We start from the raw sequence: 12,098 nt of genomic DNA, 5'->3' as shown, positions 1-12,098 counted from the left end.
ACCTGCGGGCGCCCGGCCCATAGAAACCCCGTCCTCCGGCTCGTTGCGACCGCTCTCGCGGTGCTGACCGGCCTGATCCTTCTCCTAGCCACCGCCACGTCCGCCTCCGCCGCGACGTCTGGCGAGGCAGTGCCGGCCACGACGATCCTCGCCGCTGATCCGGCGCCTGCGCCGAGCCCTTCACCGTCTGTTCCCGGCATCGGCCTGGGCCCCGGCGCGCCGGGACCGGTGGTCACCGCACCGCCCCCGGCAACCGCCCCGAGCACATCGTCCTCCGGCGACGACCCGTCCTGGTGGGACATCCCCGGCCAGATCAAAAAGGCCATCGATGACTTCTTCGCCGGCCTGGTGAAGGACGCGCTCAACCCGGTCCTGTCGCTGCTCGGCAGGACGCTTCTGGCCACGCCGGACGTGACGACGATGGGCCGGGTCGGGCAGATCTGGACCGGTATGGCCGTGCTCGCGAACAGCCTCTATGTGCTGTTCGTCTTGGCCGGCGCGGTCATCATCATGACTCACGAGACGCTGCAAACCCGGTACGCCGCCAAGCAGATCATCCCCCGGCTGTTCGTCGGGTTCATCGCCGGCAACGCGAGCCTGGCGCTGTTCGGACTCGTCATCCACGTCGCCGACATCGTGTCGATGGGGATCATGGGCCAGGGCCTTGACCCGAACCAGGCCGGGCCAGCTCTCGCCAACATGATCACCGGGTCGATCACCGGCCTCGGCGGCGGGATCTTCCTGTCGATCCTGGGCCTGGCGGTCGCCGCGATGGCGATCGTCCTGCTCATCACCTACATCGTCCGCGTCGCTCTGGCGATCATTCTGGCGGTGTCCGCGCCGCTGGCGTTGGCGACCCTGGCGCTGCCGCAGACCGAGGGCGTGGCCCGGCTCTGGTGGCGCGCCTCGCTCGGCACCCTGGCCGTCCAACTCGGCCAGTCGCTGACGCTGATTGCCGGGCTGCAGGTGCTGCTGGACCCCGGCGGCGTAACCGCGATTGGGCTGCCGACCGGCAGCGGATTCGTCGATTTGCTCGTCTTCTTGGCGCTGTTCTGGATCCTCATCCGGATCCCGGTCTGGGTCAGCCGAATGATCTTCGGGCGGTCGCATTCGAAGCTGATGAGCCTCGGCAAGGAAGTCCTGGCGTACAAGGCCATGGGCTTGGTCGGCAAGGCGGCCCAAGGCCGCGGCAAACCGTCCGGCCCGGACGGCGCGGTACCCAACCGTGCGCCCAGCACCGCCCTGGCACTGCGGTCCGCTGCCGGTGGAGCAAGTGGGGGTGGCCGCGGCGGCGGATGGAGCCCGGGTCCGTCTGTCTACACCGTCACCCGCGTCCCCGGACCGTCGGCTCCGGCCACGATCGGTCGGGCGCTTCCGGGAGCCGGACCGCGATTGGCGATCGGGCCTGGCCCGGACGGTGGAGCTGCGCCGCCCGGGCCGCCGGAGCTGGGACCGGGGCCACGCGGGCGGCGTGCGAGCAATCCGCCCGGCGAGGTCTACGGCCCGGCGCGCGGTCCGATCCCGATGCCGGCGGGCAGGCAGGGCCGGCTGGATACCCGGCAGCGTGCCGCGACCGAGGAGCCGAAGCCGCGCCATGTCCAACGCGGTCTGTTCCCGCCGGTACCTAAGACGCCGCGCCCGGCACCGGCCTCGACGATCTGGCCGGAACCGGCTGCTCCGGCCCGGCCGAGGGTCCGCCAGGACGCGCTCTTCCCCCGCTCGGCAGCCCTCACACCGCCACCGGCGGCCTCGCCAGCCGAGCCGGTCCGGCCGATCAGCGCGCCCCGCGCCGCCGTCGCACCATCCGCACCACCTCCGCCGATCCCCGCAGCCGGTCCGGCACGCATGACCGCGGCACCCTCCGCGGCCCGCCCGATGCGAACACCGGCCGACGCGCCGCTGCGGCGCATCGAACCGGCCCGTCCGGCATCCGCTCCCACCCCTACTCCCGCTCCGCGCGCGCCTCGCGCGCCCCGACAGAAGGGTCCGAATCCGTGACCGGCAAGACCACCTTCAACGCCCGCCGCACCCGCTACTGCTCGCGCGCCCGGCACCGCCGCCCGCGCACCTTCCGGCGGATGCCGATCGCCCGGCTGCTGGCCGCCTTCCGCGCCCGCCAGAGCGCGGCGATGAACATCCAGATGCGGCCGGCCAAGCAGATCGCCCGCGCCGCCCGGCACGAGCAGACCCGGCAGCTCGGCGGGCGCTGGCATGTCTGACGGCGAGTTCTACTACACCGCCCGCATCCCCGCCGACATCGACCGGCCTGATGCTCTCGTCATCGGCTTGTCGTTCCGGCAAGTGGCGATCGTCGCCGGCACCGGTGCCGGCTGCTGGCTCCTCTACACCGCCATCCACGCTGCTGCTCCGCACCTTCCGGTGCTGGCCGTGCTGGCCCCGCTGGCGATCGTGCTGACCATCGCCGCCGGCATCGCCCTCGGCTCGCGGGACGGGATCACTGCCGACCGCTTCCTGCTTGCGGCGATCGCCCATGCCCGCCGGCCCCGCCGCCTGGTCGACGCCCCCGAACAAGGAGTTCCGCCGATGCCCACGTTCCTGCCAGCCCGCTGGCGCAACGCCCAAGGGCCCGCGCCTTCGCCGCTGAACCTGCCCGTGGCCGGCGTCGACGGCCAGGCGGTGGTGGACCTCGGGGAGTCCGGGGCGGCCGGGGTTGCGGCCTGCTCGACGGTCAATTTCGCGTTGCGTTCGGCCGGGGAGCAGAACCACCTGGTCGCCGGGTTCGGCCGGTTCCTGAACTCCCTGTCCGGCCCGACCCAGATCCTCATCCGCACCCGCCGCGTCGATCTGGCCCCGATGGTTCAAGCCCTCGAGGCCGACGCCGGCGGGCTGGCGCACCCGGCGCTGGAGGCCGCGGCCCGCGACCACGCCGCCTTCCTCGCCGACATCTCCGCCAGCCGGCGCCTGCTGTCCCGCCAGGTGCTGCTCACCGTGCGCGAACCGGACGCCGGCAAACACGGCGCAGACGTCGGCCCGCGGATCACCCGCCGCCTGGCCGAGGCCGCCTCAGCACTGTCCGGCGCCGGAGTCATCGTCGCCGCCTACACCCCGACCGGAGCCGCGGACCTGCTGTCCGAAGCCTGCGCCGGCACCGCGGCCTGAACCCACACCCATGAACCCGCCCTACAAGGAACGGAGCCCTCCATGTTCGCCACGAAGATCCGCCCCCGCGGCGGCGCGGCCGGGACGAACCACATCGCCCCGGCCGCACCGATATTCGGCCCCGGCGCGGTGGAAGTCACCGCCCGGCATCTGGTCATCGACGACGCGCACGCCGCCAGCTTCGCCGTCACCGGCTACCCGGCCGAGGTCCACGCCGGATGGCTCGAGCCTTTGCTGACCTACCCCGGACGCCTAGACGTCGCGCTGCACATCGACCCGTACGACCCGCTCACCGCCTCCACGAAGCTGCGCCGCCAGCGCGCCCGGCTCGAGTCTTCCCGTCGCTCGGACGCCGAGCGCGGCAAACTCGCCGACCCCGAGGCCGAAGCCGCAGCCCAAGACGCCGCGGACCTTGCCTACCGGCTCGCCCGCGGGGAAGGGAAGCTGTTCCGGGTCGGGCTCTACCTCACCGTCTACGCCGACACCGAAGACGCCCTGACCCGCGAGGTCGCCGCCGTCCGATCCTTGGCCTCCTCGCTGCTGGTCACCACCGCACCGGCCACATTCCGGCAGCTGGCCGGCTGGACCACCTGCCTTCCCCTGGGCGTGGACGCGCTCGAGTCGACGCGCACCTTCGACACCGCGGCGCTGGCCGCGGCGTTCCCGTTCACCTCTCCGGACCTGGCCCCGGCCGACCCGGCCGACACCCGCCCCGCCTCCGGGGTGCTGTATGGGGTGAACGCCGCGTCCAGCGGGCTGGTGCTGTGGGACCGGTGGGCCCAGGACAACCACAACTCGATAACCCTCGCCCGCTCCGGCGCCGGCAAGTCGTATTTCACCAAGCTCGACGTACTCCGGTCGCTCTACACCGGGGTGCAGGTGTTCGTGATCGACCCGGAGAACGAGTACACCCGGCTGGCGAACGCGGTCGGCGGAACTGTGCTCGCGCTCGGCGCAGACGGCGTGAGGTTGAACCCGTTCGATCTGCCGGCTCACGCCGCGAACTCCTCCGCCGGGCCGGCAGCCGGGAACGCTCTGGTGCGACGAAGCCTGTTCATCCACACCTTCATCGCCGTGCTGCTGGGGACCGAGCTGTCCGCAGTGCAGCGCGCGGCCGTGGACAAGGCCGTTCTGGCCGCGTACGCCTCGGTCGGCATCGGCCGGGACCGGCGGACCTGGAGCCGTCCGGCGCCGGTGTTGCGAGACCTGATCGAGGCACTGCTGGATCTGGGCACTGAAGCGGGCCTGGACCTCGCGGCGCAGCTGGAGCCGTTCACCACCGGTTCATACTCCGGGCTGTTCGACGGCCCCACTACCACCGATCCGGCAGGGCACCTGGTGTCGTTCTCGCTGCGGGAGCTGCCGGATGAGTTGAAAACGGTCGGCACACTGCTAGTGCTGGACGCAATCTGGCGCCAGGTCACCTCACCGACCCGTCGGCGGCGTCTGGTGGTCGTTGACGAAGCCTGGCTGCTGATGCGCGACCCGGCCGGCGCGACCTTTCTGCTGCGCATGGCCAAGGCCGCGCGCAAGCAGTGGGCCGGCCTGGCGGTGATCACGCAGGACGCCGCCGACGTCCTCGGCTCAGATCTTGGCGCGGCGATCGTGGCCAACTCCGCCACCCAGGTGCTGCTGCGGCAGGCCCCGCAAGCTCTCGACGCGGTGCGGGCATCGTTCCGGCTCTCCGACGGCGAGGCCGCGCTGATCGCCTCCGCCCCGGCCGGACTCGGCCTGCTCACTGCCGGATCTTCCCGAGTGTCGTTCCAGGTCATCGCTTCCGACGCGGAACACGTCCTGGCCTCCACGTCCCCGGCCGACCTACCCGAGACCGGCGACGACTACTTCGCCGACGACACCGCCGACGACACCGCCGAGGCCGACCCCGACCCGTCCGATCCGGACCCCTACGGCCCCGACACCGACCTGCTGCTCGACGACCCGGACGGAGACCTGCTGTGACCGCCCGTTTCCACCGGCCCACCGCTGCGCCCGGCGTGCCGAGTCCGGTCCCGGTGCCGATCCCCGCCCCACACAGTCCGCTGGTCAGCTTCCTGACCCACCCTGGCCCGGCCCTGGCCCGCCTTGGCCACGGCTTGTCCGGCTGGGCCGGAACCTGGGGCCTACCGGCCGGCGCCGCCGTGTTCGCGGCGATCGTGCTGACCGTCGTGGTGCGGGTCCGGTGGCGCCTGCGCCGGCACGCCGCCCTGGCCGACGGCGCCCGCGTGATCACCGTGCTCGCGCCGCCGAAGGTCAGCACGGCCGCCGCCGAGACGCTGTGGCAGCAGCTGATGGGCCTGCTGCGCCCGGCCTTCAAACGCGCGATATTCGGCCAACCGCACCTGTCCTTCGAGTACGTGTGGTCACACACCGGCGTGCAGGTGCGTCTTTGGGTTCCCGGCACCGTCCCGCCCGGCCAGGTCGAGGACGCGATCGCCGCCGCGTGGCCGGGCGTCGGGGTCACCAGCACCGACGCCGCCGATGCCACGACCCTGGTGCTGCCGACCGCGGCGGTCGCGACCGGCGGCCGACAGGTGCTGGCCCGGGCCGAGGTGCTGCCGATCCGCACCGACTTCGACATGGACCCGCTGCGCGGCCTGCTGGAGACCTGCGGACGCCTGACCGAGGACGAACACACCGCAGTACAGGTCCTGGCCCGGCCGGTCACCGGCCGGCGCGCGCGAGGCGCCGCGAAGGCGGTCACCGCGCTGCGTGACGGCGGCGGCAGCGCTGGGCTCGCCTCCAAGGCCCTGGACGCGATCACCCCCGGTGCCGGATCCACCAGCCGTGCGAGTGCGCCGCGCACCGGGACCGCCGGGATGGAGCCGGCCGAGGCCGACCAGTACCGGCAAGCCTCCCGCAAAGCGGCCGGATCGCTGTGGGAGGTGCGGGTCTTCTACGCCGCCGCCTCCACCCGGGCCGGGATCAAGCCGAACGACGGTCGGCTGCGCGGCTTGGCCGGGAAGATGGCCTCCACCTTCCCGGTGTTCCGCGCGGCCAACTACTTCGACCGCAAACGCCTCGCCTCTCCGGTGCCGGTGCTCAACGGCCGGCAGTTCGCCGGCCGCGGGCAGCTGCTGTCGGTGGCCGAACTCGCCGCGCTCGCGCACATCCCCACCGACGCCGTCGCCGCAGGACTCGAAAGGGCCGGAGCGGCCAGCGTCCCCCCTCCTCCGGGCATCCCGGCCCCCGACCCCGCTGCCGGGATCAAGCCGATCGGCGTCGCCGACAGCGACGTGCACAAGAAGGTCGGGCTGTCGGTGGCCGACGCCCGACACCACACGCACATCATCGGCGCCACCGGCGCCGGCAAGTCCACGCTGATGGTCAACTGGGTGCTCGACGACGTCGACGCAGGTCGCGGCTGCGTCGTGGTCGACCCCAAGGGCGACATGATCCTGGACATCCTGGCCAGGCTGCCGCGCCGGATCGCCGACCGCACCGTGCTGTTCGACGCCGACTCCGCGGCCTGCCCGCCGAGGCTGAACGTGCTGCAGCCGGAATCGGCGGCGGATGTCGACGTGGTCGTGGACAACGTCACCGGGATCTTCAAACGGATCTTCTCCGGCTATTGGGGCCCGCGCACCGACGACCTGTTCCGGCAGGCGTGCCGCACGCTGCTGCACCACGACCGCAGCGGGCAGGTGAACCTGCGGCACGTAGCGCTGATCCTCACCAGCGCCGACGAACGCGCCGCCTACACCGCCGCCGGCCGTGCCGCGGATCCGGACCTGCGCGGGTTCTGGGACGAGTTCGATGCTCTGTCCCCGGGCATGCGCTCGTCGATCACGATGCCGCTGATGAACAAGCTGCGGCAGTTTCTCGGCCGCGACATCGTCCGCAACTCCATCGCCGCCGGACCCAGCTCGTTCGACATGGGCGAGGTGCTGGACGGCGGGCTATGCCTGGTCCGGATCCCCAAGGGCGGACTGGGGGAGCAGACCGCGCAGCTGCTCGGCTCGCTGGTGGTGGCCAAGTGCTGGCAGGCCGCCTCGGCCCGCTCCGGGCTGCCGCAGCACAAACGGATCGACGCCAGCTTGCTGCTGGACGAGTGTCACAACTTCTTGTCGCTTCCGTATCCGATGGAGGACATGCTTTCGGAGGCCCGCGGCTATCGGCTGTCGTTGACGCTGGCCCACCAGAACCTCGCGCAGCTGCCGCGGGACCTGCGGGAAGGCGTGTCGGCCAACGCTCGATCGAAGATCTTCTTCAACGTGTCTCCGGAGGACTCCCGGGAGCTGGAGCGGCATACCGCGCCCATGCTTGGCGCCTACGACCTCGCCCACTTGGGCAAGTTCCAGGCTGCTGGCCGTCTGGTCGCAGGTTCGGAGGAACGGCCGGCGTTCACGCTGCGCACCACGCCGATGCGCCCGGGCATCGCCGGTCGGGAGCAGGAAATCCGCGCTGGCGCCACCGCCGCGTTCGGCCGTGTTCCCGGACCGGAGGTCGAGCAGATCCTCACCGAGATGGACCTGCGCTTCCCGCCTGCCGCCGCATAAGGCGCGCATCAAGCTGGCGGCGTCGAGGCCGCATCCGGCCCCGGCGCCGCCGGCCATCGCTGCGTTCGCGCTGTGCCAGAACCCGAACACCCCCCCCACCAGCACCAAGGAATCTCCATGCCTGAATCCGACCGCGTTGCCCCCGGCGTCGCGTTCCGCGGCGCCCCGGACTACCGCCGGCCCTTCGAGGCCGAGGCCGCACCGGTACGCCGGGCCCAGATCGCGATGCTGGTCGCGCACCTGACCTCGCGCGACTCCTGGATCGCCGCGATGCTCCACGAACACCGGGTGCTGACCACCACCCAGATCGCCGAGCTCGGCTACAACTCGGTACGCACCGCCCGCCGCCGCCTGGCCGCACTGACCGAGCTGCGGCTGGTGGACCGGTTCCGGCCGCTGGTCGCGCTCGGCGCCGGCACCGCACCCGAGCACTACGTCCTGGGGCCGGCCGGTGCGAGCTGGCTGGCCGCGGCCTACGAGATCCCGGCCAAGACGTTCGGCTACCACCGCCACCGCGCCCACCTGATCGCCGCCTCCCACCAGCTGGGCCACGCGGTGGGCTGCAACCAGGTATTCACCGACCTCGCCATCACCGGCCGCCAGGACACCGGACACGGACGGCTGGCCGCCTGGTGGTCTGAGAAACGCTGCATCCGCCTGTTCACCGACGCCGGCGTCCGCCCCGACGGCTACGGCCACCACACCCTCGCCCCGGCAGGCGCCGACCCGGACAGCGCAGCCAACGTCAGGTTCTTTCTCGAATACGACACCGGCAGCGAACCCATCGGAAAAGTCGCCGCCAAACTCGCCGGCTACGCCCGCCTGGCCGCCGCCAGCACCCCCACCCCGGTGCTATTCCACCTGCCCAACGCCCGCCGAGAGGCACGGCTACACGCCGCCCTCGCCGACACCGCCGGGGTGCCCATGGCCACCACCACCCCTGAGGCCCGGCTGCTGGCAGGCACGGGACCTGCAGGTCCGGTCTGGCTGCCAGTGACCACCGGCCGCCGCCGCGGCCCGGCCCGCCTGGCACTGGTCGAACTCGACCAGCTCGTCGAAACGCGGCCCCGGCCCCGGCGCAGCGGGGCATCCACAGTGCCGTCCTGGTGGACCGAACCCCCGACCCCGCTCCCTCCCACCACCTGGGCCCGCTGACCCGACCCGCACCACAAGGAAGGATTCATATGGGGAAAGTGGTCGCCGCCGTAGCCGCCGGACTCCTTGCATTGATCACACTGATCGGCGCCGCCGGGGCCGGCGTCGCCTCCGCCCTCGGCCTCGGCTCGGACTCCGGGCCACCCTCAGACACCGCGCGCATACAAATCCCGCCCACCTTCTACCTCACCGCCATCCACGCCGCCGCCGAATGCCCCGGCCTGTCCTGGACCGTCCTAGCAGCCATCGCTAAGGAATCCACCGACTTCGGCCAGAACACCGGACCCGACGGCACCACCGGGCCGATGGGCCTGACCAACAAAGAGTTCACCGACCACGCCGCACCCGTCCCACCCGGTGGCGCCGACCCGGCATCCGCCGCTGACCTCGTGGACGCCATGTTCGCCACGACGCGGCTGCTGTGTGACAGCGGCGCGAGAAACGGCACCGACCTGAAAGCAGCTCTAAAGGCTCTGCGCGACGACGACACATTCGTCACCGCCGTGCAGGCCGACGCCGCCACCTACGGCGGCGCCGACACCGGCACCGCAGGCGGCACAGCAGGTGGCACGGCAACCGCTGGGCCACTGCCCGCGGCGCCCGGGCCCGCCCAAGCCGCGGCCATCGCCTTCGCCCAATCCCAACTCGGCCTGCCCTACGTGTGGGGCGCCGAGAACCCCGGCGTCAGCTTCGACTGCTCCGGCCTCGTCCAAGCCGCCTACAACGCCGCAGGAATACACCTTCCACGCGTGGCCACCGACCAATACAACGCCACCATCCCTATTCCACCAGGAACACCCCTGCTGCCCGGCGACCTGGTCTATTATGGAACCGCACCGAACAACCTGGAACACATCGGCATATACATCGGAAACGGATTGATGATCGACGCGCCGCACACCGGCGCCGTGGTTCGCGTGGAACCGTTCAGATATCAGGGCGACAACTACGCTGGAGCCACGCGGGTAGTGAAAAACCCGTAAGAAGAAGCCACATTCCCCAGCGTATTCATTTCGCGAACTGCCCGTCCTTCCGGATGGCCTCGAAACGAGGCTAACCGCATTTCCATGCCACCGGCAAGACCACGCCGGCCGCCCGAAGCGAAACGCCACAGGACGCCACCGGGGCGCACGCAAGCCGGATGAGGCACCGGGCGGGGGGAAGCCGACGCCGGGCGCGAGCTCATCCACGAAAGCAGTGCCGGCCGAGTACGCCAACGCGGCATCCGAGGCGCTCGAGAGGCATCTGGCACCCTGAATTAGGGCTTTGTCATATCCCTGTGGCCGTTCGGTGAGCCGTTCCACAGTCCGTTACCCGGCCCGTTCGCCCGAGCCATTCAGCACGGCCACATGTTTACACCCCCGCCGCAGGTAGGGGTCATGTTACTAGCGGATCGACGACGAGACTTATATCTACAGCTCCTCGATCATTCCGATTCAACCCGGCGGCACACCGCCCGGCACTTGCTCGTCTGCTGTGTAGTAGGTCTGGAAGCCTCTCGTGCTCTCGTTGGTTGTTAGCTGCCGTTGCCGGCTCGTTCTTCTGCTACCCAGCTTGGCTCGTCCGCTGTTAGCCGGCCCCGCCCTTCACCCGCCGAGCCGTGCCCGCGTCTGCATGAGGCATTGGCCCGCCATCAAAGCTATGAAAAGCGGCGAAATCGGCAAATATGGCATGCGGCGTGACCGTCACGGCCGCCGGTCACGGGGTCACCCGCGCCCGCGCGGGTCATGGCCGCGTGTAGCGGCCCGCCCCGGGCGGCCGTACGAAACCGCATGTCACCCGCGCCGGAACCGCCCCCGGCAGCCCGCGCCCGTCACCGGGACGCGGGCCGGTTTTCGACACCGACAGCGTCCGTCCAGCCCCGGACGGCGAGCACGGGGGCCACTACGACCGATTCAGAGCCGGAACCGCAAAACAACCTTGGAAACTGTCGAAGAATCGCAAAACATCGACAGTTATAGAGCCCTATTTCGACTGGATCTATGACCGCGAATCGAGCTATATTTTTCATGTGCCCGGGGGGAAGCCCCAAGGGGGAAATGCAAACCGGTCACAAAGAAAGTCAGAAACACCGACTCGACCCTTAGCGAATGCCGAGATAGGGTTAGAACATCAGCCCGGGAAGCCGGAATGAAAATCCCCGGAAGTGTCACCGGGAAATCCCAGTAAGACTCTGGCCTGGCGCGAGCCATGTCAAAATCAGGCAAGAAATAGCATTATGCAATACCTGGCTAATGCAATCACGCAAACGAAAGGACTAGTGTGATGGCGGAAACTGTGATTCCCGCGTGTGGCGAATGCGGCGCGGAACCCGGTGAGAAGTGCGGGCCTACGTGTACCGCCCCGTACGGGCCGGGCGGGCCGTACGAGTACATGTCGCCCGACGACGAACACCCCGCCGTTACCGCCGCGATCGCCGCCCTCGCCGACCGAGGCGTCAACGCGCGAGTAGTGCGCCCGGACGGCCGCGCCTACCTCCTGGAAATCGCCCTCCCCGACGAGTCGAAGATCTGGATCGGCGCACCCGAGTTCCTCCCCGATCTGCGATGGCCCGAGGAATCGGCAACCGGATGGGTCGCCAACCACATGACCGCCGACGAGAACGACTTCCTCGACGCCCCGTACTACGCCTGGGACAACCCTGACCCCGCCCCGATGGCCGAGGCCGCCGCCGCCTACATCGCCGCCCTCTGACACCTGAATAGGACCGATCCCCCCCATGCCCACCATTCCCCGCTCCGCCACACTCACCGAATCCTTCACCGGCACCCACCCCTCCGACGGCCGCCACGTGACCTATCAGCGCTACGGGAAGGCAACACGAGGCGGCAAGCCCATCGAATGGGTCTCCTGCGTAACCGTGTGGCCCAGCGGCCGGACCGGCAGTTTCACCTCCCAAGCCACCGGCCGAAGCATCGACGGAATCGACGGAATCTTCACCCGGCTGAAGGCCAAGTTCACCGTCAACGCCACCCACACGCACCACTGACCACTCCGCATAGAGAAGGCACGCACAGACGAGAAGGAATGGACATGGAACTGACCTGCGCCGACGGCGACAACGTGATGGGCCCGGGCGGCTACCAGACGGTCGACATCGACTGCCAAGGGTGCGCCGAATGCGACGCCGAATCCTGGACCCCGTAACCGCCATGTGGCTGACCCTCGCCGACTACGGCCCGATCTCCGAGCGCACCTGCGAGATCGAGGACTGCGACGAAACCGCGCGCTACATCAAAGGACGACCGCTTCCAGCGCAACGTCTGCCCGACCTGCCGCGACTTCTACGCCCAATGGCGGTTCTGGCCCGACGACCACACCTGGAAC

The 12,098-nt window shown here is 70.3% G+C and carries 9 protein-coding genes; all 9 read left to right on the top strand.

Translation table 11 applies throughout. The features are described from left to right. Window positions 1–60: 60 nt before the first annotated feature. The 9 genes from ABH935_RS34995 to ABH935_RS34955 all read left to right on the top strand — a co-directional run bounded on the left by ABH935_RS34995 (window position 61) and on the right by ABH935_RS34955 (window position 11,760). Window positions 61–1,998 (top strand): hypothetical protein, encoded by a 1,938-nt coding sequence (locus ABH935_RS34995; protein WP_370382246.1) that lies wholly within the window; start codon window positions 61–63, stop codon window positions 1,996–1,998. Beyond that, on the top strand, window positions 1,995–2,219 hold the full coding sequence (locus ABH935_RS34990) for a hypothetical protein (RefSeq protein ID WP_370382245.1): 225 nt from the start codon (window positions 1,995–1,997) through the stop codon (window positions 2,217–2,219). The genes ABH935_RS34995 and ABH935_RS34990 overlap by 4 nt, the downstream gene beginning before the upstream one ends. Beyond that, a complete protein-coding gene (locus ABH935_RS34985) occupies window positions 2,212–3,120 on the top strand; it encodes a PrgI family protein (protein WP_370382244.1) in 909 nt (302 codons plus the stop codon). Before ABH935_RS34990 ends, ABH935_RS34985 begins: the two co-directional genes overlap by 8 nt. Window positions 3,121–3,162: 42 nt before the next feature. Then, the gene (locus tag ABH935_RS34980) at window positions 3,163–5,079 is read left to right on the top strand and encodes a VirB4 family type IV secretion system protein (protein WP_370382243.1); all 1,917 of its coding nucleotides are present in this window, start codon (window positions 3,163–3,165) and stop codon (window positions 5,077–5,079) included. Further along, on the top strand, window positions 5,076–7,616 hold the full coding sequence (locus ABH935_RS34975) for a type IV secretory system conjugative DNA transfer family protein (protein ID WP_370382242.1): 2,541 nt from the start codon (window positions 5,076–5,078) through the stop codon (window positions 7,614–7,616). Before ABH935_RS34980 ends, ABH935_RS34975 begins: the two co-directional genes overlap by 4 nt. A 117-nt stretch (window positions 7,617–7,733) precedes the next feature. Then, entirely contained in the window at window positions 7,734–8,771 is a 1,038-nt protein-coding gene (locus ABH935_RS34970; protein WP_370382241.1) for a replication-relaxation family protein, read from the top strand. Between the two features lie 29 nt (window positions 8,772–8,800). Continuing rightward, window positions 8,801–9,754 (top strand): C40 family peptidase, encoded by a 954-nt coding sequence (locus tag ABH935_RS34965; RefSeq protein ID WP_370382240.1) that lies wholly within the window; start codon window positions 8,801–8,803, stop codon window positions 9,752–9,754. Between the two features lie 1,282 nt (window positions 9,755–11,036). After that, a complete protein-coding gene (locus tag ABH935_RS34960; protein ID WP_370382239.1) occupies window positions 11,037–11,465 on the top strand; it encodes a hypothetical protein in 429 nt (142 codons plus the stop codon). 25 nt (window positions 11,466–11,490) lie between these two features. Further along, on the top strand, window positions 11,491–11,760 hold the full coding sequence (locus tag ABH935_RS34955) for a hypothetical protein (RefSeq protein ID WP_370382238.1): 270 nt from the start codon (window positions 11,491–11,493) through the stop codon (window positions 11,758–11,760). The last annotated feature ends 338 nt before the right edge of the window (window positions 11,761–12,098 follow it).

The sequence above is a fragment of the Catenulispora sp. GAS73 genome (genome assembly GCF_041262085.1).
Classification (GTDB): Bacteria; Actinomycetota; Actinomycetes; order Streptomycetales; family Catenulisporaceae; genus Catenulispora.
The sequence above is the reverse complement of the archived record's forward strand: the minus strand, read 5'-3'. Positions and strand labels throughout refer to the sequence as shown.

What these genes read in the sequence shown, in the direction of transcription:
- ABH935_RS34985 (WP_370382244.1), top strand. Translation starts at nt 2,212, where the DNA reads ATGTCTGACGGCGAGTTCTACTACACCGCCCGCATCCCCGCCGACATC.
- ABH935_RS34980 (WP_370382243.1), top strand. Translation starts at nt 3,163, where the DNA reads ATGTTCGCCACGAAGATCCGCCCCCGCGGCGGCGCGGCCGGGACGAAC.
- ABH935_RS34970 (WP_370382241.1), top strand. Translation starts at nt 7,734, where the DNA reads ATGCCTGAATCCGACCGCGTTGCCCCCGGCGTCGCGTTCCGCGGCGCC.
- ABH935_RS34965 (WP_370382240.1), top strand. Translation starts at nt 8,801, where the DNA reads ATGGGGAAAGTGGTCGCCGCCGTAGCCGCCGGACTCCTTGCATTGATC.
- ABH935_RS34960 (WP_370382239.1), top strand. Translation starts at nt 11,037, where the DNA reads ATGGCGGAAACTGTGATTCCCGCGTGTGGCGAATGCGGCGCGGAACCC.
- ABH935_RS34955 (WP_370382238.1), top strand. Translation starts at nt 11,491, where the DNA reads ATGCCCACCATTCCCCGCTCCGCCACACTCACCGAATCCTTCACCGGC.